We start from the raw sequence: 24,094 nt of genomic DNA, 5'->3' as shown, positions 1-24,094 counted from the left end.
ATTCATTCCTCCTAACAATCCATGATCAGATCAGCCAGGGTGCCGCCCGGCTTGACCATCGGGTAAACCATTTCCTCCGGATCAATGATAAATTCGATGATCGTAGGAGTTTTTGTATTCTTCTTAGCCTCTTCGAAAGCAGCCGCAATCTGATCCTTCTCAGTTACGCGGATACCCTTTGCCCCATAGCTCTCTGCGAGACGGATGAAATCCGGTGTGTATTCCGGATATTCCTGACCGTCTGTGCGGCGGGAGAGTGCACCGGCCTTCAGATTTGTCATGGCGTAACGTTTTCCGTAGAAAAGCTTCTGCCATTGGCGGACCATTCCGAGATATTCATTATTAAAGATACAGCAGATGATCGGAAGCTCCTCCAGAACTGCGGTAGCCAGCTCCTGAATGTTCATCTGCATGCCGCCGTCACCGGAAACGGAGATGACCGGTGTATCCGGATTACCGATTTTGGCACCGATAGCACCTGGAAGGCCGTAACCCATGGTTCCAAGTCCGCCGGACATGATCAGCTGACGGTTCTCGGTGATGTCCGCATACTGGCTCACCAGCATCTGATGCTGACCTACATCGGTAACAAGAATGGCCTTGTCAAACTGGCGGTTGATCTCGCCGATGATATCCAGCGGTCCCATAATACCACGGTCTTTCATGGTAAGAGGATGCTCTTCCTTCCATTCCTGGATCTGCTTCAGCCATTTGCCGGTATTACAGTCCTGTACATATTCATTCATTTTTGTTATTGCCTCTTTTGCATCGGCAACGATGGGGATGTCTACATGGATATTTCTGGAAATGGAAGCGGTGTCAATATCGATGTGGACGATCTGTGCATGTGGGGCAAATTCATGGAGCTTGCCTGTGATACGGTCGTTAAAACGGGTTCCAATGGAAAACAGAAGATCGCATTCATTCACGGCCATATTTGCAGCATAAGCGCCGTGCATACCGAGATTTCCGATAAACAGAGGGTTCTTTGTGGAAATGGCGCCACGTCCCATAACGGTTGTGACAACCGGGATCTGAGTTTTCTCAACAACCTGGGTGAAAATCTCCTGCGCGCGGGAAATGATCACACCGCCGCCAGCAAGAAACAGAGGTTTTTTGGCCTTCTGCAGCATTTTGAGGGCACGCTTCAGCTGTCCGATATGCACGCTGGTGTTAGGCTTGTAGCCACGGATATTGACGGTCTTCGGATACTCAGCACTTCCCAGCTCGGCCATTACATCCTTTGGAAGGTCGATGAGAACCGGGCCTGGGCGTCCGGTGCGTGCGATATAGAAGGCTTCCTTGATGATACGTCCAAGATCCTCACGGTTGCGGACGGTAACACCGTATTTTGTGATGCTTCTGGTGATCCCGACAATATCAACCTCCTGGAACGCATCGTTTCCGATGAGGTGACGGGCAACCTGTCCGGTAAAGCATACAAGCGGAACGCTGTCATAGTTGGCAGTTGCAAGACCTGTAACAAGGTTGGTAGCTCCGGGACCGCTGGTAACGAGACATACGCCAACCTTTCCGGTAGTTCTGGCATAGGCATCTGCTTCGTGTACAAGGGCCTGCTCGTGACGTGGCAGGATGATGTCAATGCCGCTCTGTTTATATAATTCATCGCTGATATCGATGGTACAGGCACCAGGATAGCCGAACAGAACATCAACGCCTTCTTCTTTTAAGGCTTTTACAAGCAATTTGTTTCCGGAAATCTGTTTCATGAATTGGTTCCCTCCTTTGATGATGTGAAAAGTTAAGCAGATAAGGGCTGCCGCGAGAAATTTTTCCAATAAAAAAGTCCCGGCATATCGGATAAAATATGCTCAGGACGGATGATTCCGCGGTACCACCTGTTTTCAGAGGTAAAACTCTGCTCTCTGCCAGTACAAAATTATACTGCCTCCCTGTAACGTGGGAATGACGATGAAGCCTACTGCATGAAGATCCATGGTTCAGTCCACTGCTCGAGGGCTACTTCCACAGTTCAGTCACGAAGATTCTCACCGGCCATCTTCTCTCTGTGCATCCGGAGACTGTGTACTACTCCCTGTCATTGCATTTAGTAAATATGGATAAAAATTTTCTATCATTATAATATAAAATATCGGAACTGTCAATCAAAAATCCTGATGGCTCAACGGGTGAGCCGGGGATTACGATAACAGTTCCGATATGGATGATATTAAGTATTAAATATTTTTTCGGTACATCAGCTGTTTCTTGTTACGGAGCTGGAGCCTGCTTACTCAGGATTCGGTATTATCCCGTGTTTCAGGATCTTTTTCCGGAAGGTAGACATGCACTTTCTCGATACGGTTTTTATCCAGCTTTTCTACGATCAGACGGATTCCGTCTTCTGTGATCACTTCGTCACCGGCAACAGGCAGACGATCCAGATGTTCGATGATAAATCCACCCAGGGAATCATAATCCTCGGAATCCAGTTCCGTATCCAGATGATCATTTACGTCATCCAGATGCATGGAACCTTCGATGATATATTCCCGGTCGGAAATCTTCTGGACAAGCTCGTCCTCCTTCTCATCGTATTCGTCATGGATCTCACCCACGATCTCCTCCAGGATATCCTCCAGTGTGATCAGTCCGGCCATATCACCGTATTCATCCAGTACAATGGCAATGTTGAAGGTGGAGTCCTTCATTTCCACAAGAAGATCGGAAATGCTTTTTGTTTCGTAAGTGAAATGCGGCTTTCGGAGGAAATGATCGATAACAAATTCCTCATTTTTGTCGTAAAGAAGAAGATCCTTCATGTTGATGATTCCCACAATGTTGTTCTGGCTGTCCTTATAAACCGGCAGACGTGTGAACTTATCCTCGCGGAAAATATCGATCAGCTCATCATAGGTGGATTCCACATCCGCAAAGGTAACATGTACTCTTGGAACCATGATATCCTTGGCTGTGGCATCTCCAAGATCAAACACATTGTAGATCATTTCTTTTTCGTCGGATTCAATGACACCGTCCTCATGGCTGACGTCCACGATAGTACGAAGCTCCTCCTCGGTCATGGCCTTGCTGGCTGCATCCGGATCCACACGCATCAGGCGCATCACACCTCTTGAAAAGAGATTGATGATAAAGATCACCGGTGTCATGATGGTCATAAGAAATTTAAAGACCGGGATATAGCGGAGGGTGATCTTTTCAGAGTTAATGGTTGCGTAGTTCTTGGGGGTGATCTCACCGAAGATCAGGATCAGAACCGTCAGGATCACCGTCACGATGCTGACCATATAGCCGCCAAAGCTGTATGCAAGTGTGGTTGCAAGGGAAGAAGCCGAAATGTTCACAATGTTGTTTCCGATGAGAATCGCACTGAGAAGCTTGGGCGTCTGGTTCTCCAGGATATCGAGAGCCATGGCTGCACGCTTGTTTCCCTCGTCTGCAAGAGAGCGGAGACGGATCTTGTTTACCGACATCAGCGCGGTTTCGTTAGATGAGAAAAAGGCTGACAATGCCAGCAGAATAAGTAATATGATTATCTGGTAAGTGTCGCTAGGGTCCACTTTCAATATTCACTCCTTTAAAAATAAGATTATTTGGTTAAAAATATACAGATACTCCCACATTATATACGTTTTACTGGATTTTGGCAAGAGCCGGACCGGTACAGCGCATATAGATATATGGAAAAAATACGAAAATAAGTCTGCTTCTTGACAAAAGAGTAAGTTCAGACTAACATATATGTATATTCATATATAAAGAAGAACGGTATAGGAATGGAAGGAGCGGTTTATGTTTCTGGAGATAAAAGGAATCAAAAAATCCTTCGGGGCAGGAGAGAGCCATGTAGATGTTCTGAAGGGGATCGATCTTGAGATTGAAAAGGGAGAATTTTGTGTGCTTCTGGGGCCGTCCGGTTCCGGGAAATCCACGCTGCTAAACATTATTGGCGGCATTGACGGAGCAGATGCAGGAAGCATTACCATTCAGGGAGAACAGCTGGAGGATATGAAGGAAAAGAAGCTTTCCCTCTACCGCAGAAAACATCTGGGATATATTTTTCAGATGTATAATCTGATCCCCAATCTGACTGTGAGGGAGAATATTGAAGTTGGTGCTTATTTAAGTGACAGACCGCTGGATGTGGATGAACTGCTGGAGACACTGGGACTTTATGAACATCAGCGGAAGCTTCCGAACCAGCTTTCGGGAGGTCAGCAGCAGAGAACGGCTATTGGACGTGCCATTGTAAAAAATCCGGATATCCTGCTTTGTGATGAGCCTACTGGCGCTCTGGACTACAACACCTCCAAGGAAATCCTGAAGCTGATCGAAACAGTCAATCACAAATACGGAAATACTATAGTCATGGTTACTCATAACGATGCCATCAAGGATATGGCAGACCGTGTGGTAAAGCTTCGTGACGGGATGATCCGCAGAAACTATCAGAATGAGCAGAAGATTCCGGCTGCTGACCTGGAATGGTAAGGGGGCATTATGAAGAATCCTTTACGTAAACGTATCCCCAGGGAACTGAAGGGGGAATTTGGAAAATATCTGGTGGTTTTCCTGCTGATGGTACTGACCATCGGGTTTGTGTCTGGCTTTCTGGTAGCCGATGGAAGCATGCTGAAGGCTTATAATGAGAGCTTTGATAAATATAACATCGAAAACGGAAATTTCCGTACTGCGGAAAAGATTTACAGTTCTCAGTGGAAGGATATTGAAGCTGCCGGTGTTAAGCTTTATGAGAACTACTATATAGAAGAAGATCTGGATAACGGAAGCACCATGCGTTTTTTTAAAAACCGTGAGAAGGTGAATAAGGTCTGCCTGATGAAGGGAGAAATGCCGTCAGGGCAGGGTGAGATCGCCATTGACCGTATGTATGCGGATAACAACAGTCTTAAGGTAGGAGATACCCTGATCAGAGGTGAAAAATCCTGGAAGATCACAGGTCTGGTGGCACTTTCGGATTACAGTGCCCTGTTTCAGAATAATAATGATTCCATGTTTGATTCTGTAAAGTTTGGTGTGGCGATCGTAACTCCGGAGGAATTTGAAAACCTGGATCAGGAAAAGCTCCGGTACAATTATGCATGGATATATGATCATCAGCCAAAGAACGAAAAAGAGGAGAAGAAGGTTTCTGAAAATCTCATGGAAGACATTGGCAAAGTGGTAGCTCTGGAAACCTTTGTCCCACGTTATCTTAACCAGGCGATCATTTTCACCGGTGATGATATGGGCGGAGACAGGGCAATGGTCATCACGCTTCTTTATATTGTGATCGTGATCATGGCTTTTGTGTTTGGAATTACCATCAGCAATACGATCCGAAAGGAAGCCGGTGTTATCGGTACGTTACGTGCATCCGGTTATACCAGGCGGGAGCTGATCCTTCATTATATGACGCTTCCGGTTCTGGTCACGCTGGCCGGTGCCTTGATCGGAAATATTCTTGGATATACCGTATTTAAGGGTGTATGTGCAGACATGTATTACGGGAGCTATAGTCTGCCGACTTATGTGACAGTATGGAATGCAGATGCGTTTCTTCTGACAACTGTAGTTCCGGTCATCATTATGATACTGATCGATCATGCAGTGCTCTGGTACCGCCTGAAGCTTTCGCCTCTGAAGTTCCTGAGAAGGGATTTTTCCGGGAAAAGACAGAAACGCGCGGTGTATTTAAGTCCGAAGATCGGAATTTTTTCCAGGTTTCGCCTCCGGGTGATCTTTCAGAATGTCAGCAATTATCTGGTGCTGTTTGTGGGAGTCATTTTTGCAAATTTGCTGCTGTTTTTCGGCATGCTCCTGCCGTCTACGCTGGATCATTATCAGATGGAGATCCAGGAGAATATGCTGGCGAAATACCAGTATATACTTTCGGTTCCGGCAAGTGCCTATTCTGGGAATAAAGAGGATGCCATGAATTCTCTTCTGGAATATTATACGGATATCAGAACGGACAATAAAGATGCGGAAAAATTTTCTGCGTATTCTTTGAATACCATGCCTGGTAAATATAAAAGTGAGGAGATCGCTTTTTACGGTGTGGAGCCTGACAGCCGGTATATCCAGGCGGATCTTTCGGGAGACGGTGTTTATATTTCCAGTGCCTATGCGGACAAATTCCAGATCAAGGAGGGCGACACCATAACTCTGAAGGAAAAATACGAGAAGGATGAGTATTCCTTTAAAGTAGATGGAATCTATGATTATGCGGCAAGCCTCTGTGTATTTATGGAAAGAGATAAACTGAATGAGGCGTTTGATCTTGGAGATGATTATTTTGGAGGATATTTCTCTGATACAGAGATCAAGGACATCCCTTCAAAATATATCGGCTCTGTTATTGATCTGGAAGCTCTTACAAAAATATCCAGGCAGCTGGATGTCTCCATGGGAGATATGATGGGAATGATGTATGGATTTTCCGTGATCATTTTCCTGGTGGTGATCTATCTGCTTTCCAAGGTCATCATCGAAAAAAATGCCCAGTCGATTTCCATGACCAAGATCCTGGGCTATACAAATGGTGAGATCAGCCGTTTGTATATACTTTCCACATCACTTGTGGTGGTGTTCTGCCTGCTGTTAAGCCTTCCGGTTGAACGGCAGATCATGGAAGTGCTGTTCCGCGAGATGATGCTTTCCAGTATTTCGGGATGGATCACCATGTGGGGGGATTCCATGATCTATGTGAAAATGACAGCGATCGGAATCGCAGCCTATGCAGTGGTAGCAGTGCTGGAATTCCGGAGGATCCGTCAAGTGCCCATGGATGAAGCACTGAAAAATGTGGAATAATATGTGACATCTGTATATATATCCGGAAAAATAATTCAGGATATCCGGAAATTTTACAGAATATGCAACAGGATCAGGAGTATGTGTGGTTTAACTGAATGCGGATGCTTTTATCCGCTTGAACAGTTGTCTGTGAATAACCACATATACTCCTTAAATATTCATAAATTTTCCGGAATACTGGAAATATTACTACAAACTTGTTATAATAATCCCATACTTCCCGTTGGAGGGAATAATTCAAACAGGAAATCAGGTGAGGAACATGGCAGGCAGAAAGAAGGATCCGCTGTATAAAAGCTTCGGATATGCGTTTCAGGGGATTTTTACCTGCATCCGCAAGGAAAGAAATATGAAGATCCACTGTATGGTGGCAGCGCTTGTGGTGATCGCAGGACTGATCCTTGGGATTTCCGTGACAGAGTGGTGCATCTGCCTGGGGCTGTTCGGAATGGTGATGGCGCTGGAGCTGGTGAATACGGCAGTGGAAGCTGTTGTGGATCTGGTCACAGAGGAACGTCACCCACTGGCAAAGATCGCCAAGGACACAGCGGCCGGAGCAGTACTGATCGCAGCGATCATGGCAGCAATCGTCGGACTGATCATTTTTGTTCCCAAGGGACTTGTTTTTCTGGGAATATGACAGGAACAGAAAACTTTTGTTTCAGGATAGGGTCTGGTGTCGGACTGTGATGTGATGGTCCGGCAGCTGCCGGTTTCAGGAAAGGAGAAAATATTATGGAATTAGGTGAAGGACTGAAGAAAATTTTATTGGTGGGTATTGGTACAGCAGCAGTGACAGCAGAGAAATCCAAAGAAATCCTGGATGAACTGGTAAAAAAGGGTGAGCTTACGGTTGAACAGGGTAAGGTTCTTAATCAGGAGCTGAAGCATAACATCAAATCAACGGTTAAGACAGCTGCTGATTCTGTAAAGGAGTCTGCAGCCAGAAAGAATGATCAGGAAGAACTGAAGGCAACGATTTCCAGGCTGACACCGGAGCAGCTGGCTGCTGTGAAGGCGCAGATCGAGCGCATGCAGGCCGAGGCTGCTGAGGAGAAAGCCGAGACAGCAGAAGAACCGGCAGAGGAAGCTGTACAGGAAGCTTCTGCGGAAACAGAAAATGCAGAAGATACCGGGAGCGAAGAACAGGCAGCAGAGTAACCGACTGCGGATCGCAAATATCCGCTTGACTAAACGACAACGCAGACGAAGCAGTAAATGGAGAAGTTTATGGGCAGAGAAGAAAAGGAGAAAAAAGAGAAAGGCGGATATGGAGAACGGCTGAGAGAGATCACAGCCGTTCTGAAAAAACATGCCATTACCCGGGGTGTTTCTCCTGAGAAGCTCCGGCTCATACTGGAAGATCTGGGCCCAACTTATATTAAGTTGGGTCAGATCATGTCTCTTCGTTCCGATATTCTGCCGAAACGCTACTGTGACGAGCTGATGAAGCTCTGCTCAGAGGTACCGCCGATGCCTTTTTCCCAGGTGATCGAGGTACTGGAAGAGTCCATGGGCTGTCCGTGGCAGGCAGAATTTCAGCATATTGAGCAGAAACCTCTGGGAGCAGCATCGATTGCCCAGGTGCATCGGGCCACGCTGAAAACAGGTGAAGAGGTTGTGATCAAGGTTCAGCGAAAAGGAATCTATGAGACCATGGCCAGGGATATCGGCCTGATGCATAAAGCAGTGCGCCTGATGCCGCCGGTGAGCATTAAGGGCATGGTGGATCTGAACATGGTTTTAAGTGAACTGTGGACTGTGACTCAGGAGGAGATGAATTTCCTGACGGAAGCTGCAAATATGGCGGAATTTGCAAAAAAGAACAAAGATGTGGCTTTCGTTAAAGTACCGATCCTCTACCGTGAGTATATTTCGCCGCATATTCTTGTGATGGAATATATTGACGGTTTTGCTGTCAATGACAAGGCTGCACTTCTGGCCAATGGTTATGATCTTAATGAGGTCGGAACGAAATATGTGGATAATTTCATCAAACAGGTGATGGAGGATGGCTTTTTCCATGCGGATCCCCATCCGGGAAACGTGCGGATCCAGGATGGAAAGATCGTCTGGATCGATATGGGAATGATGGGGCGGCTTACAGAGCACGATCGTCAGCTGATCGCAGAAGCTATTGAAGGGGTTGCCATGAACAACATCGGCAAGATCCAGGATGCGGTCCTGGCTCTTGGGGAGTTTAAAGGCAAACCAGATTCCAGCAAGCTTTATGAGGATATCCGCGGACTTATGGAGAAATACGGTACTGCGGATATGGGGAACATTGATGTGGCTGAAGTGATGGTGGACCTGATGGAGGTCATGAAAGAAAATAAGATCATGATGCCTCACGGACTGACTATGCTTGCAAGGGGGCTGACTCATGTGGAGGGGATTCTGGCTGAGATATGTCCGGACATCAATATGACACAGATTGCTGCGGCAAGGCTCAAGGAGCAGCTGTTCAGCAATGGGAACTGGAAGCGTGAGATCAAAAAAGAAGGAAAAAATCTTGCCTGGTCGCTGAAACGTGCAGTGGATATTCCTTCTCTGGCGGCGGATTTCCTTCAGGGCTGTATGAAGGGGCAGACAAAGATCAATCTGGATCTTCATGCCTCGGATGATCTGGCGTGGCTTTTGCGGCGGCTGGTGCGGAATATTGTGATGGGGCTGTGGGTGATGGCACTTCTGATCAGTTCCAGTATTATCTGTACTACGGATATGAAACCAAAGCTGTGGGGGATTCCGGCGTTGGGTGCCTTTGGTTATGTGTTTGCTTTTATTATTGTTTTGTATGTGTTTATCAAGCATTTCTTTTCCGGAAAATAAAAGACGGAGATCATTTGCAGAGTCTGCGGGATGGTTTCCGTCTTTTTTTGCTGTTATGGAATTGTTTCGGTCTGCTGTTATAACTGCGATTAGGAGCTATCATCTTCCGACCGGCTGGTAAAGGACGGAGTGCGGGTGTCTGGTCAGGTGTAGATGGTTCCGCTGTAGGCTTTGCGGAATTCCCTTGGGGTGTAGCCGGTTCCCTGGCGGAAGTAGTTGCAGAAGGAGGGAGCGTCCCGGAAGCCGCAGGAGAGAGCTGCTTCTGTGATGGTGCAGGAGGAGGAGCAGAGAAGCTGGGCTGCCATCTGGAGGCGGTGTTTCAGGAGATATTGTTTTGGGGAGATGTTTTCATGTTCCATGAAGATTCGGTAAAGATAGGAACGGTCGATTCCTACGTAGTGTGCCACGTCTGAAATCTGGATGGGGTAGGCATAGTTGTTTCTAATGTATTCGGAGGCTTTCTGAAAGTACAGGTTTGAGATGTCGGTCCTGCTTTCGGAGGGCTTTTTTTGCATGTCGGATAATATCAGGAGGAGGTTTCCTGTGGAGGCAAGGTCGTTTCCGTTGTTTTCGGAAAAGGTGTCAAGTAGGCTTTGCATGTGGGTGAGGAGGCTGTTTTGCCGGGAGGGTGTTTCCGGGGTGAAGATTGGGGTGTCGGAAAATACGGTTTGTTTCAGGATTTCTTTGCAGGCGGAGCCGTCAAAGCCTGCCCAGGCATAGCTCCAGGGGTCGGAGGTGTCGGCGCGGTAGTAGATGGAGTCCATGGGGCGGATGAGAAAGGCGTCGCCTGCTTTCAGATGGTAGGTGTGGCCGCTGCACTGGTAGATGCCTTTGCCGTGGAAGATCACGTGGAGAAGGTAGTGTGGGCGCATGGCCGGGCCGAAGGAGTGGTTCGGGCCGCAGTCTTCCTGGCCGCAGAAGTAGACGGAGAGGGTGTGCTGTGGGTTGGGTTCTTTTTTCATTTGGTTGGGCCTCCTGTTTTTGGTTATGCAGCAAAAACTAAATGTAATTTTGGGTTACAAAATGGGGTGGATGTTGTATGAGATGATTATACAATATTGGGGTGGGGAGGGCAATGGAAAAGGGGGAAAGGGGGAAAGGGGACGCCCGTGAGGCGTGTGCTGCCTGTCACCGGGGCTTCGTCGGGGGCTGGCTTCTAAGGCGCCGGAATTCTGCTAAAACCGCTTCAAAAATTCTCGAACTCGCGTCTGAAGCCGCTCAGACAGCGAGAATTTTTGAAGCAACGCAGATTTCCGGCGCCTAAGAAGCAGCTCCCCTCCTGCAGAGTCCGGTGACAGACAGCACACGCCTCACGGGCTGGCTTTTCAGGGCGGAAGGGATAGAGTGGCGATGGCGGGAGGGATTACAGGTAAGGAGGGAGCAGATAGGAAAATGAGTAGACGGAGTGGGAATTTGGTTCAGAGTGGGAAGTGAGGTGGTTTCCCGGGAGTTGGATGGGTCATCAGCGCTGCGCTGGATGACTGGGACGAAAGGCTGAGTTTCCCTGTGGCCTGCCGGGGAAGAATGGGTCGAGGCGCTTCGCTGTCGACTTGGAGGTGAGTTGTTGTGGTAATGTATTGGCGCTGGGGCGAGATGTGATATTGATATTGTAGAATACATCGGCATCCTCATCGGCATAGCGCAGCATTATCAATACCGTAGAATACATCGGCATCCTCATCGGCATAGCGCAGCATCATCAATACCGTAGAATACATCGCCGTGCCAATACACTAACACATTCCCACAGCGTACGACAATATAGCGTGCCCGGAAAGGGGGAGCGCGAGGGGGAAAAACGGGCTTCGCAACTCTGAGTGCTTTCCCCCTCGCAGATTTCCTCCGCTTTGAAAAGCGAAAATACTATATCTAAAAATACTATATCTAAATAAATAACAATTTTCCCAAGCTTTTCATCACAAAAGCGAAATATCCTCCTCCGGAGGAAGCAGCTTCTTAAAAAATCGATACAACAGCATCGAATTTATAAAAGCTACAAGTCCAAATCCAAAGAAAAACCAGCAGCATGCGTAAAGTGGCTGCAGCTTTGCATCGAGATATGTCATATACAATGGAAAGATCGTGATCACCGCAATGGCGATCGTTGTGGGGAAATGCATAAATGCCAGCAGAAATGCATTTCTGCAAAGTGCCCCCAGTGTATTGGCAAAGGTTGCGATTACCGGGAATATGTATAAAGTAAAAATTATCAGCAAAGTCAGAACCCCCACAGAAAGATAAAACAGCATATGTGCAGCGCTTCCTTCTGCATGGAGCAGAAAGCGGATATTCAGGATGATCATGGTTCCGGCAGCAAGGATCAGCAGCCATATGATCAGTGACTGTTTGAAGTTTTCCTTAAAAGCTCTGAAAAATGTTTTCGTTGTGCCGTTGTTATTCCCTTTTACTGTACGCATCATGCAGTGATAAAGGGCAGTTAGTGACGGCCCAATGGTGATCACGGGGATGCAGCAGAGAATAAAAAGAAGATTGGCGATCACGATGTCACCCAGCTTGTTGAGAAATACATGGACGACATTATCTTCATTTAAAAGATTCATAACGAAATACCTCCTTATATAGAAATGTAGAAATGAAAACAGACCATATGGGAAAAGTCCGATACAGCTAATCTTAGCATAGTTTTTGATTGTGTGTAAAGAGAGGGGACGCAGATAAATATCAGCACGGTTTATGGGACTGTATAAAAAAACATGGAACTTTGCGTGCACATGTGAAAATGATGGCACGCATGGAATTATGTTAGGAAAGGAAAAGTGTGTTTTTCGGAAAATGACATTTATACATGTGCTGAGTTAGTAAAAACATACAAAAACAGATATGTAAAAATGTTGGTTTTGCTACAAGGAAATAAATGGGTGCCAAAATATGCTCATAAATAGTGAAAAATATGAAAATATATGTAAGAAATGAAAGAAAACATGTAAAAATGACGAATAATTAACAAAGTATGAACAAAAAATGGATAAAATGAATAAAAAGTAACATTTTTCCATATTGAAATGACAATAATCCATTTATCATTTTTCCATGTGCAATTATAATAATATCAACGGTCAGGGACGTGAAAAAATATAAAAACTGACCAAAAGAAAGAGGGAAAATAAGAAAGATTTAAAAGGAGGAAGAAGTTATGAATTTCAAAAGAGTAGCAGCATTATTGTTAGCAGGTGCCATGGTAATGACAGCAGTTCCGGTATATGCCAAGGGCGACGATGTTACACTTTCCGTATCCATCTGGGACACCAACCAGGAGCCGGGAATCAAAGAAATTCTCGCAGACTTCACAGAGAAGACAGGAATCAAGACAGAGATCTCCGTTGTTAAATGGGATGAGTACTGGACAATGCTCGAGGCCGGTGCACAGGGTGGTTCCCTTCCGGACGTATTCTGGATGCACTCCAACGAGAGTCAGAGATACATGTCCAACGATATGCTTCTTGATCTGACCGATAAGATCAAAGACAGCGATCTGATCGATCCGGAGAACTATCCGGAGGATATCTGGGGACTGTATACATACGATGATAAATATTATGCAGTACCGAAGGATATAGATACAATCGCTCTCTGGTACAACAAGACATTATTTGACGAGGCAGGACTTGATTATCCGACAGCTGACTGGACATGGGATGATGTTACAGAGGCAGCTAAGAAGCTTACTAAGGATGATGGTTCCCAGTACGGTCTCGGAATGAGAAATGATAACAACCAGGCCGGATACTACAACCTGATCTATGATAACGGCGGATACATCATCAGCGATGACAAGACAAAATCCGGCTGGGATGATGAGAAGACGATCGCAGCTATGCAGACACTGGAAGGATGGATCAAGGATGGCGTGATCCCGTCTCTTGAGACAATGTCCGAGAACAACGAGGACGTACTTTTCGAGGCTGGCAAGATCGCTATGACATGCCAGGGCTCCTGGATGCTTGCAGCATTTAAAGAGAACGAGTACACAGCAGCTAACTGTGATTGTGTAGAGCTTCCTAAAAACGCTGAGACAGGCAGAAGAGCTTCCTCATATAACGGACTTGGATGGGCAGCATCTGCTTCCGGTGAGCACACAGACGAAGCTTGGCAGCTGATCGAGTACCTCGGATCCAAAGAGGCTCAGGAGAAACAGGCTGAGCTTGGTGTTACAATGAGTGCATACAAAGATACATCTGATGCATGGGCTAAATCCGCAGACTTCAACCTTCAGGCTTATCTGAACATGATGGATGACATGGAGATCCGTCCATACTCCAAATCTACTGTAACATGGGAGAACGAGGACAACGAGATCCTTAAGGGCGTATACACAGGCGACATCACAATGGAAGAGGCTTGCAAGCAGATGGCTGATCAGATGAACGAGAAGCTGGCTGAGGAGTAAGCATTAAGAAACACCGATAATTAAGTGCAGTAATGAGAGGGGCCGCCGCACTCAGGTGCAGCGGCCTCATACATAGAAGGAATAGAAGGAGTGATTCTTATGGCTAAAACTACCAAGTCACAGGCACGGACAAAGAGAGAGCGCAGTGAGTTCCTCTGGGGCTGGCTGTTTATTCTCCCAACAACCATCGGATTGATCGTATTGAACATCATTCCGATTTTCCAGACTATTTACCAGAGCTTTTTCAAAACAGGAGATTTTGGTAAAGGAAATATCTTTATCGGTTTACAGAACTATCAGAAGGTTTTTGCAGATAAAGAGATCTGGCAGGCACTGATCAACACATTCAAATATGCGATCGTGGAGGTTCCTTTTTCCATTGTCATCGCACTTGTTCTTGCAGTACTTCTTAACAGAAAGATGAAGGGCCGTTCTGTTTACAGAACCATCATCTTCCTTCCGATGGTAGCAGCTCCGGCAGCGGTAGCCATGGTATGGAGATGGCTGTTCAACTCTGATTATGGTCTTATCAATAACGTTTTCCATGTTCATGTAAACTGGGTTTCTAATCCGAAAATTGCAGTATTTGCAGTTGCGATCATCGGTGTATGGTCTATCATCGGTTACAATATGGTTCTTTTCCTGTCAGGACTTCAGGAAATCCCGAGAGATTATTATGAAGCAGCATCCATTGACGGTGCAACAGGCGTGAATGCATTCTTTAACATCACGGTCCCGCTTCTTTCACCAACCATTTTCTTCGTACTTGTTACCCGTGTGATCGGATCCCTTCAGGTATTCGACCTGATCTATATGGTTATTGACAAGTCAAACCCGGCACTTACCAAGACTCAGTCACTGGTTTACCTGTTCTATAAATATGCATTTATCAATAAGAACATGGGATACGGCGCTACGATCGTAGTAGTACTTCTTATTATCACCATGATCCTGACAGTATTCCAGATGATCGGTCAGAAGAAATGGGTATTCTACAACTAAAAAGGGGGATTAACCATGGATAGTATGGAAACAAAAAAGAAATTAACCACTATTTTAATACATGTCATACTGATCATTGTGTCCATAACGATGCTTGTGCCATTTATCTGGATGATCCTGACAGCTTTTAAAACTGTAACGGAAGCAACATCTGTAGATCCTTTTACCATTTTCCCGAAAATATGGAGAAAAGACGCGTTTATTTCTGTTATCAATAACATGAACTTCCTGCTTCTGTACAAGAATACACTGCTTCTGATCTTCTTCCGAGTAGTGTGTGCGGTTCTTACAGCAACTATGGCAGGCTATGCATTTGGACGACTGAACTTCAAGGGCCGTGATCTCTGCTTCAGTCTTGTACTGTTCCAGATGATGGTTCCGGTACAGATCTTCATCATCCCGCAGTACCTGATGGTCAGCAAGATGGGTATGCTGAATACGATCTTTGCCCTTGTATTCCCAGGTATTGTTACTGCATTCGGTACTTTCCTTCTGAGACAGGGATATATGGGACTGCCGAAGGATCTGGAGGAGGCTGCCAGACTTGACGGATGTAACATCGGTCAGACCTTCCTTTACATCATGGCACCACTTACAAGATCCAGTATGGTCGCACTTGGAATTTTCACAGCTGTATTCGCATTCAAAGATCTGATGTGGCCGATGATCGTTAATACAGATAAGGATATGCTGGTACTTTCTTCCGCACTTGCAAAGATGCAGGGCCAGTACGTATCCAAATTCCCGGAACTGATGGCTGCATCTCTGATCGCCTGCATTCCGATGATCGTGATCTACATGATCTTCCAGAAACAGTTTATCGAAGGTATTGCTACCAGCGGTGGAAAACTGTAATCAGAAATATTACATAAGGTAATACAAGACCGCTGACAATGTATATAACTGAGGATTTGGTTATTGAGGTTGTCAGCGGTATTTTTATCGAAGCAAATGCCAAAATGCACAGTTATTTGATGATTCTTAAGGAAAGAGGCGGATATTTTTATCCGCAGTAAACGAAAAAAGGAGAAAATTATGCCGATCAAATTTCACGAGGGATCAAAGACATTCCACATTTATAACAAACATTTAAGCTACATCACCTGTATCATGGAAAATGGTCAGATGGAGAATCTGTACTATGGAAAAGCCATCCGCGACAAAGAGGATTTCAGCTATCTCCACGAGGAGATCATGCGTTCTCTGATGGCTGTATGCGTTCCGGAGCCGGGACTTCTTTCCATGCAGTATACCAAACAGGAGTATCCTGTTTACGGAACCGGTGATTACAGAAGCCCTGCCCTTACTGTTCGTCAGGAGAACGGAAGCGAGATCGTAGATTTCAAATATGTTTCTCATGAGATCTATGGCGGCAAGAAGAAGCTTGCCGGTCTTCCGGCAACCTACACAGAGCGCCAGGAAGAAGCAACATCTCTGGACATTACACTTCATGATCCTGTGATGGATACAGACCTTGTTCTTACATATTCCGTATATGAGGATTACCCGGTGATCACTAGAAGCGCACGCCTTGTTCAGAAAGGGGATCAGAAGATCCGCCTCGAAAATGTGATGAGTGCAGCAGTGGAGTTCCCGGATATGGATTATGAGATGATCCATCTTTCCGGTGCGTGGGCACGTGAGCGCTATGTAAAAACACGCAAACTTGAGATGGGTACACAGGCTGTACAGAGTCTTGCAGGAACCGGCTCCAGCTCTGAGCAGAATCCGTTTATCGCGCTGAAGCGTCCTCATACAACAGAAGATACAGGCGAGGTTTTCGGCTTCAGCTTTGTGTACAGCGGCAACTTCCTTGCACAGGTCGAGGTTTCCACCTACGAGATGACACGAGTTATGATGGGAATCAATCCACAGGGATTTTCCTGGGAGCTTTCCAAAGATGAGGAATTCCAGACTCCGGAGGTTGTTATGGTATACAGCGATAAGGGCTTAAACGGAATGAGCCAGGCTTACCACAGACTGTACCGTGACCGCCTGATGCGCGGAAAATGGAGAAATCATGCACGCCCGATCCTTCTTAATAACTGGGAAGCAACTTACTTTGACTTTGATGAGGAAAAAATCCTTAACATTGCGAAAAAAGCCAAAGAAGTTGGCGTAGAGCTTTTCGTTCTGGATGACGGATGGTTCGGAACCAGAAACGATGATTACCAGGGCCTTGGCGACTGGTTTGTAAATAAGAATAAGCTTCCAAACGGAATTTCCGGACTTTCCCGCAAGATCGAGGAGATGGGACTGAAATTCGGTCTTTGGGTAGAGCTTGAGATGGTAAACAAGAACAGCGACTGCTACAGAGCACATCCGGACTGGCTCATCGGAGCACCGGAGCGTTTTGAGTCCCACTCAAGACATCAGCATGTTCTTGATTTTTCCAGACCTGAGGTTGTGGATTTCATTTATGATTCCATCTCAAAAGTTATCGAGGAATCTTCCATTTCCTACATTAAATGGGATATGAACCGTTACATGTCCGAGCCTTTCAGCCGCGGCGCATCTGCAGCAGATCAGGGCAAGACCATGCATAAATATATCCTTGGTGTTTATGAACTGTATACAAGACTGACAGAGAGATTCCCTGACATCCTCTTTGAATCCTGCGCAAGCGGCGGAGCAAGATTTGATCCTGGAATGATGTATTTTGCACCGCAGACATGGACCAGTGATGATACCGATGCAGCAGAGAGAGAAAAGATTCAGTACGGTACCTCCTTTGTTTATCCGATCGTCAGCATGGGATCTCATGTATCAGCAGTACCGAATCATCAGTTGCACCGTACCACACCGCTTTCTACAAGAGCAAATGTGGCATATTTCGGAACCTTTGGCTATGAGCTGGATCTGAACCTTTTAAGTGCCAAAGAGATCGAAGAGGTAAAGGCACAGGTGGAATTCATGAAGGAACATCGTGACCTGATCCAGGTGGAGGGTGATTTCTACCGTATCTTAAGCCCGTTCGAAGGAAATGATACTGCATGGATGGTTGTTTCCAGAGACAAAAAACAGGCAGTTGCTGGATACTATGAAAGACTGAACAAGGTCAATGCTTCCTGGATGCGTCTGCGCTTCAAGGGTCTTGACGAGGACCAGCTTTACAAAGTAAAATGGGAAGATAAGTGCCTGAAAGCTTACGGAAATGAGCTGATGTATGCAGGAATCCCGGTTGATCGTGACTACTGCAATAAGACAAACGGTGATTTCCATTCTGTATTGTATACAATTGAAGCAGAGGGTTGATTTCTGTAAATGATAGAATAAAAACTGTCTGCAGAAAGACATCCGCCTGACCAGAAATATAACAGGCCGCCGGATATGGCGGCCTGTTATTGGGTAGCGAAGCAGCTCACAGGCGGAAACATAATATATGACATCAGGGAGGTGACAAGTTGCTTCATACAGTTGGTTTTACAAACTCAGACAGATATAAATGTCTGGAGAATTTAAAGAAAGGTGCGGTGGATCTCTGCCTTACCTATTGTGGGTGGGAAAACTGCGATCCGGGACATCGCTTTGGACCAAATAAAAGGATTTCCCATGTGCTTCATATCGTGGAATCCGGAACCGGGGTTTTTGAGATGGATGGACAGCAGTATCATCTGACCGGCGGGGAGGCATTTCTGATCCCATCCAGTGTGGAGGCCTGGTATGAGGCAGATATGGACAATCCCTGGACGTACCGCTGGGTAGGATTTGAGGGAATGACTGCAGAGGAAGTGATCCATGTAAGTGGTTTCAGCCGGGAAAATCCGGTCCGAAGGATCCACTGCATGGAAAATGCCGCGAAGTATATTGATGCAATGGTCCAGACCAACAAGCTTGTTTTTGAAAATGAGCTGAAACGGAATGGACTTCTGATGCTCCTTTTGTCTGATCTGATCGTAGATAACCGGGATGCATGTCTGAGAGAAGGCAAGCTTCTTCCGTCCCACAGATATCCCAATTCCGTTTATGTGGAGCATGCAGTAGATTACATTGCAGCCAACTTTGACAAGCGGCTTAAGATCAATGAGCTGGCAGACCGCATCGGAGTCAACCGCAGCTATCTTACCAGCACCTTTAAGAAAAGCCTCGGATGTTCCCCGCAGGAATACCTGATGAATCTCCGCATTGAGAAAGCCAAATCACTTCTGAAAAAAGGAGATATCCAGGTCAACGAGGTGGCTGCAAGAGTGGGATATGGAGACCCTTTAGCTTTTTCTAAAGTTTTTAAAGCAAGAACAGGAAGGAGTCCAAGAGAATATAAAGAAGAAAAAAGAAGCCTTGTGGTGAAAGGGAAGAAAGGGGATTATACAGAATCTGAGCCCTGATCCTGTGATATATTTCACGAAGAAAAAAGAACTCTCTGTCTGGCCGGAATATATAAAATTCTGGTATCGGGCAGAGCGTTTTTTATGTCATAAGAAATGTTATAGAAAATTACTTCCAGGTATCTCATGCAACAAAACAACAATTATTAACATCAAAGTACATATTTTAAACAAGTTTCCGGTAGTATGATAAGATCACAAAGAAAACGAAGCGGGACTGCACCGCAGAAATAGCAGAAAATCAGGAATTTCAAAGAAAAATATAAGAATTCCGGATAAGAGATCCAACAAAGGAAACAGGAGGAACGAATATGATCAAAATTACATTCATGGGAGCTGGAAGCACGGTTTTCGCAAGAAATGTACTTGGCGATTGTATGTGCACACCGGCACTTCGCGAGAGCGAGATCGCACTTTATGATATTGACGAGAAGAGACTGGAGGATTCCAGAATTATCTTAAGTGCCATCAACCACAACGTAAACGAGGACCGCGCAGTGATCAAAACTTATCTCGGTGCCGAGAACCGTAAAGATGCACTTCGCGATGCAGACTTCGTAGTCAATGCCATTCAGGTAGGCGGTTATGAGCCATGTACAGTAACAGACTTTGAGATCCCGAAGAAATACGGCATCAAACAGACCATCGCAGATACTCTGGGAATTGGCGGAATCATGCGTGCACTTCGTACCATTCCGGTTCTGGAAGAGTTTGCACGGGACATGGAAGAAGTATGCCCGAACACTCTGTTCCTGAATTACTCCAATCCGATGGCAATGCTCACCGGTTATATGCAGCGTTTCACAAAGATTCGTACAGTAGGTCTTTGCCACAGTGTTCAGGTCTGCTCCCAGAAGCTTCTTGAGGGAATGGGAATGGAAGACAAACTTGAGGGACGTACCGAGCTGATCGCAGGTATCAACCACATGGCATGGCTTCTTGAGATTCATGACAAAGATGGAAATGACCTGTACCCGGAGATCCGCAGAATTGCAGAGGAGAAGAATACTTCCGGTGAGAAACATGAGGATATGGTACGTTATGAGTACATCCGTCATCTTGGCTACTACTGCACAGAGTCCAGTGAGCACAATGCAGAGTATAATCCGTTCTTCATTAAATCCAAATATCCGGAGATGATCGAGGAGTTCAATATTCCGCTTGACGAATATCCGAGAAGATGTATCAAACAGATCGAGGGCTGGGAAAAAGAGCGCGAGGATATCCTCAAGGATGGCAAGATCGGCCATGAGAGAAGTAAAGAGTATGCTTCTTATATCATGGAGGCTGTTGTTACAAACACACCGTACAAGATCGGTGGAAATGTTCTTAACAACGGTTACATCGATAACCTTCCGTCGGATGCCTGCGTAGAGGTTCCATGCTATATCGACGGAACCGGTGTACATCCGGTAAAAGTGGGCAAGCTTCCTACACAGCTGGCAGCTATGAACTCATCCAATGTCAGCCCGCAGCTCCTTGCTATTGAGGCAGCAGTGACCAAAGACCGCCAGAAAATCTATCAGGCAGCCATGATGGACCCGCACACAGGTGCAGAGCTGAACATCAAAGACATCCAGGCAATGTGTGATGAGCTGATCGAGGCACATGGGGATTATATGAAGATGTACCGCTAAGGCAGAAAATGATCGGAAGGCAGCAAAAACTTTGAAATAAATATGCAAGGCGGCATAGAAAGGCCGGAACACCAGAATGGGGAGGGTGTTCCGGCCTTTCTTTATATGGAACTTTTGATAAATAATAAAAACAACAGATCGCTGTCCAGGTTATGGAAGAACTGGAACGTCAGGGCAAAAAGATCCCGGAAGATGTTGCGGTAACCGGCTATGATAATTCACTATATGCAAGACAGGGACAGGGCATTACCACTATCACCCATCCCCAGGAAAAACTGGGAGATCGATGCTTATCCGGTTAATGAGATCGCAGAATATGTTCAGGATGTAAGTCAGGGAGATATTGATGTTCTGGTAGAAGAATATTATAATAAATACGATATGATTCTGGATGGACGTGCCCCTGAGGAATTTAAGAAGCATGTAGCAGTCCAGGCAGGGATCGAGATCGGTTTTGAGCGCTTCCTCGAGGAGAAAAATTATCAGGCTATCGTAACACACTTTGGTGATCTGGGCTCCCTGAAACAGCTTCCGAGACTTGCGATCCAGCGACTGATGGAAAAGGCTATGGCTTCGGTGGCGAGGGTGACTGGAAAACAGCAGCTATGGGTATTGAAGCGGTGGCGATACAACGATCCGGAATCTGCAGAATGAGCTGAGATGGAACAGCATGTATTTCAGCAAATAATACGGGAGGTTTTTTACAATGGGAGTAAATGAGGCAAAAACAGCAATTCTTGAGAATCGTACGGCTCTTGGTATTGAGTTTGGTTCCACAAGGATCAAGGCAGTTCTGGTGGACGATAAGAACCAGCCCATCGCATCCGGAGCCTATGAATGGGAGAACCAGTATGTAGATGGTATCTGGACATACAGCCTGGAGGAGATCTGGAAGGGTCTCCAGGGCAGTTACCAGGATATGGCAGAAGATGTTCAGAAAAAATATGGAGTGGAGCTTACAAGCGTAGGTGCGTTTGGTGTCAGTGCCATGATGCATGGCTATATGCCGTTTAATAAAGAGGGAGAGCTGATGGTCCCGTTCCGTACCTGGAGAAACAACATCACAGGAGAAGCCTCTGAGAAGCTGGCAGAGCTTTTCCATTACAATATCCCTCAGAGATGGAGCATCGCACACCTGTATCAGGCGATCCTTAACGGTGAGGAGCATGTAAAAGATATCGATTATATCACCACTCTGGAAGCCTATGTGCACTGGAAACTCACCGGAAAAAGAGTTCTTGGTATCGGTGATGCGGCAGGTATGTTCCCAATCGACAGTGAAACGAAGGACTATAACGAGGAGATGGTTCAGAAGTTCGATGAACTGGTTGCGCCTTATGGTTTCCCATGGAAGCTTCGCGATATTATGCCGAAAGCTCTGGTGGCAGGTCAGGATGCAGGAGTTCTTACTGAGGAAGGCGCAAAGCTTCTGGATATAAGTGGAAAGCTGAAAGCTGGAATCCCGATGTGTCCGCCTGAGGGAGACGCAGGAACCGGTATGGTTGCCACAAACAGTGTCCGTCGGCGTACCGGAAATGTTTCTGCGGGAACATCTGTATTTGCCATGATCGTCTTGGAGAAGGCACTTTCCAAACCGTATAAAGAAATCGACATGGTTACCACTCCGGCAGGAGATCCGGTTGCCATGGCACATTCCAACAACTGTACTTCGGATCTGAACGCATGGGTAAATGTGTTTAAGGAATTTGCAGAAGCTATGGGCATGGAAGTAGATATGAACAAACTGTTCGGAACTCTTTATAACAAAGCCATGGAAGGCGACCCGGACTGTGGCGGACTTCTTTCCTACTGCTATTTCTCCGGCGAGCATATGACCGGCTTTGAAGAGGGACGTCCACTGTTTGTACGTTCTCCTGAGAGCAAATTTACACTGGCAAACTTTATGCGAAATAATCTTTACACCTGCCTCGGCGCCATGCGTGTAGGTCTGGATATCCTTCTGAATCAGGAGCATGTAAAGATCGATAAGCTTCTGGGCCACGGCGGTCTCTTTAAGACAAAGGGTGTCGGCCAGCAGATCCTTGCAGATGCGGTAGATGCACCGGTATCCGTAATGTCTACAGCAGGAGAAGGCGGAGCCTGGGGAATCGCACTTCTGGCTTCCTATCTGATCAACAAAAAAGATGGTGAAGACCTTGCAGACTTCCTGGATGAGAATGTCTTCAAAGGAAACGAAGGCAGCACACTTGCGCCGGAAGCTGAAGGTGTGAAAGGATTCAACGCATTTATGGATCGCTATATGAAAGGTCTTGGCATTGAGCGTGCGGCTGTAGAGTCTGAGATCTGGTAAAACGAAGAATGGATTGAAATAAAAATCTTCGATTTACTGGCATAATAGAAAAATCCGTTAATTTCTTGTATGTGCTTAAAGAGGAATATAAATGAAGCAGATGGTTTATGAGAATAAGAAACCGACTCCGGGCCAGCTTGTGCATATCATGATCGACCGTCCAATGAACAGTTACCATCCGGAACACAAAGATCTTTTTTACCCGGTAAATTACGGCTACATCGAAGGGATCATCGCTCCGGACGGCGAGGAACAGGATGTTTACGTTCTGGGGATCGATCATCCGGTAAAAGAATTTACAGGAAAAGTGATAGCCATCATCCACCGCCTTAATGATGTGGAAGACAAATGGGTGGCAGTTCCGGAAGATATGACCATGACAGCTCAGGAGATCAAAGAACAGGTCCGGTTTCAGGAACAGTATTTTGAGACAGAGATAGAGATGCTGGAATAACAAAAATATAAAACAGGAGCAGACATGGTACGCCATGTGACTGCTCCTGTTTTTGTACAGGATCCATATATTATATATTTCTGTTATCTGCGATGCAGATAAACTGGATGACAGAGGATGCAAGGGAGCACCGGACTGGATTCTGTGAAAGCAGGAATATATGAAGATTTGTGGATTGATTTTTCTGCTATGAAAATGAATGGATCTTATTGAAAATAGTTCTTCATAATGTTATCATTGGACACGAAAAACACAGAAAAAATAAGAAAAAAATTAAACGGTTGTATATGTGTCTGTAATATGACCAGAGACAGCCGGTCAGAGTGT

Annotated in this window: 18 protein-coding genes, 1 pseudogene and 1 other annotated feature; of the genes and pseudogenes, 15 read left to right on the top strand and 4 right to left on the bottom strand. The window is 45.9% G+C overall.

Annotated features, from left to right (window positions below; genetic code table 11):
• Positions 1-11: 11 nt before the first annotated feature.
• Positions 12-1,730 (bottom strand): biosynthetic-type acetolactate synthase large subunit, encoded by a 1,719-nt coding sequence (gene ilvB, locus ABCM67_RS04135; protein ID WP_015526064.1) that lies wholly within the window; start codon positions 1,728-1,730, stop codon positions 12-14.
• A 100-nt stretch (positions 1,731-1,830) separates the two neighbouring features.
• Positions 1,831-2,072 (bottom strand) — a binding site (T-box leader).
• A 183-nt stretch (positions 2,073-2,255) separates the two neighbouring features.
• Complete coding sequence (locus ABCM67_RS04130) at positions 2,256-3,542, bottom strand: hemolysin family protein (RefSeq protein ID WP_110104213.1); 1,287 nt, start codon at positions 3,540-3,542, stop codon at positions 2,256-2,258.
• 232 nt (positions 3,543-3,774) lie between these two features.
• On the opposite strand from ABCM67_RS04130, the gene ABCM67_RS04125 reads away from it, so the two are divergent.
• The 5 genes from ABCM67_RS04125 to ABCM67_RS04105 all read left to right on the top strand — a co-directional run bounded on the left by ABCM67_RS04125 (position 3,775) and on the right by ABCM67_RS04105 (position 9,630).
• Positions 3,775-4,473 (top strand): ABC transporter ATP-binding protein, encoded by a 699-nt coding sequence (locus ABCM67_RS04125; RefSeq protein WP_118753327.1) that lies wholly within the window; start codon positions 3,775-3,777, stop codon positions 4,471-4,473.
• Between the two features lie 9 nt (positions 4,474-4,482).
• Entirely contained in the window at positions 4,483-6,798 is a 2,316-nt protein-coding gene (locus tag ABCM67_RS04120) for an ABC transporter permease (RefSeq protein ID WP_147603276.1), read from the top strand.
• 265 nt (positions 6,799-7,063) lie between these two features.
• A complete protein-coding gene (locus ABCM67_RS04115; protein ID WP_015526060.1) occupies positions 7,064-7,441 on the top strand; it encodes a diacylglycerol kinase family protein in 378 nt (125 codons plus the stop codon).
• A 95-nt stretch (positions 7,442-7,536) separates the two neighbouring features.
• Positions 7,537-7,962 carry a hypothetical protein gene (locus ABCM67_RS04110; RefSeq protein WP_180211336.1) on the top strand — a complete coding sequence of 142 codons (426 nt, stop codon included), beginning with the start codon at positions 7,537-7,539 and terminating at the stop codon, positions 7,960-7,962.
• 69 nt (positions 7,963-8,031) lie between these two features.
• The gene (locus ABCM67_RS04105; RefSeq protein WP_147603275.1) at positions 8,032-9,630 is read left to right on the top strand and encodes an AarF/ABC1/UbiB kinase family protein; all 1,599 of its coding nucleotides are present in this window, start codon (positions 8,032-8,034) and stop codon (positions 9,628-9,630) included.
• Positions 9,631-9,773: 143 nt separating this feature from the next.
• On the opposite strand, the gene ABCM67_RS04100 is transcribed toward ABCM67_RS04105, so the two are convergent.
• Together ABCM67_RS04100 and ABCM67_RS04095 are read right to left on the bottom strand one after the other, a co-directional pair.
• Positions 9,774-10,592, bottom strand: coding sequence for an AraC family transcriptional regulator (locus ABCM67_RS04100; protein WP_147603274.1), 819 nt, complete (start codon positions 10,590-10,592; stop codon positions 9,774-9,776).
• 954 nt (positions 10,593-11,546) lie between these two features.
• Positions 11,547-12,191, bottom strand: a complete 645-nt coding sequence (locus ABCM67_RS04095; RefSeq protein ID WP_059086770.1) for a DUF624 domain-containing protein — start codon at positions 12,189-12,191, stop codon at positions 11,547-11,549.
• 593 nt (positions 12,192-12,784) lie between these two features.
• On the opposite strand from ABCM67_RS04095, the gene ABCM67_RS04090 reads away from it, so the two are divergent.
• The 10 genes and pseudogenes from ABCM67_RS04090 (at position 12,785) to ABCM67_RS04045 (ending at position 23,767) form a co-directional block, all read left to right on the top strand.
• Positions 12,785-14,038 (top strand): sugar ABC transporter substrate-binding protein, encoded by a 1,254-nt coding sequence (locus tag ABCM67_RS04090; protein WP_021650446.1) that lies wholly within the window; start codon positions 12,785-12,787, stop codon positions 14,036-14,038.
• Between the two features lie 99 nt (positions 14,039-14,137).
• Positions 14,138-15,040 (top strand): sugar ABC transporter permease, encoded by a 903-nt coding sequence (locus tag ABCM67_RS04085; protein WP_173741273.1) that lies wholly within the window; start codon positions 14,138-14,140, stop codon positions 15,038-15,040.
• A 15-nt stretch (positions 15,041-15,055) separates the two neighbouring features.
• On the top strand, positions 15,056-15,895 hold the full coding sequence (locus ABCM67_RS04080) for a carbohydrate ABC transporter permease (protein WP_021650444.1): 840 nt from the start codon (positions 15,056-15,058) through the stop codon (positions 15,893-15,895).
• A gap of 180 nt (positions 15,896-16,075) precedes the next feature.
• Positions 16,076-18,295, top strand: coding sequence for an alpha-galactosidase (locus tag ABCM67_RS04075; protein ID WP_342992519.1), 2,220 nt, complete (start codon positions 16,076-16,078; stop codon positions 18,293-18,295).
• Positions 18,296-18,444: 149 nt separating this feature from the next.
• Positions 18,445-19,365 carry an AraC family transcriptional regulator gene (locus ABCM67_RS04070; protein ID WP_110925843.1) on the top strand — a complete coding sequence of 307 codons (921 nt, stop codon included), beginning with the start codon at positions 18,445-18,447 and terminating at the stop codon, positions 19,363-19,365.
• Positions 19,366-19,676: 311 nt separating this feature from the next.
• Positions 19,677-21,002 carry an alpha-glucosidase/alpha-galactosidase gene (locus ABCM67_RS04065; protein ID WP_015526048.1) on the top strand — a complete coding sequence of 442 codons (1,326 nt, stop codon included), beginning with the start codon at positions 19,677-19,679 and terminating at the stop codon, positions 21,000-21,002.
• Positions 21,003-21,154: 152 nt separating this feature from the next.
• Positions 21,155-21,304: a substrate-binding domain-containing protein gene (locus ABCM67_RS04060; protein WP_110103297.1), complete on the top strand. Its 150-nt coding sequence runs from the start codon at positions 21,155-21,157 to the stop codon at positions 21,302-21,304.
• Positions 21,279-21,610: pseudogene (locus ABCM67_RS04055) on the top strand (L-arabinose isomerase); the annotation flags it as partial. The gene ABCM67_RS04060 and the pseudogene ABCM67_RS04055, both read left to right, overlap by 26 nt.
• Positions 21,611-21,708: 98 nt before the next feature.
• Entirely contained in the window at positions 21,709-23,313 is a 1,605-nt protein-coding gene (locus ABCM67_RS04050; RefSeq protein ID WP_342992518.1) for an FGGY-family carbohydrate kinase, read from the top strand.
• 91 nt (positions 23,314-23,404) lie between these two features.
• A complete protein-coding gene (locus ABCM67_RS04045) occupies positions 23,405-23,767 on the top strand; it encodes an inorganic diphosphatase (RefSeq protein WP_342992517.1) in 363 nt (120 codons plus the stop codon).
• Positions 23,768-24,094 lie beyond the last annotated feature (327 nt).

The sequence above is a fragment of the Blautia sp. 2227st1_G12_2227SCRN_220401 genome (assembly GCF_039062885.1).
GTDB classification, from domain to species: domain Bacteria; phylum Bacillota; class Clostridia; order Lachnospirales; family Lachnospiraceae; genus Blautia_A; species Blautia_A fusiformis.
This window is presented reverse-complemented; position numbering and strand designations above follow the sequence as displayed.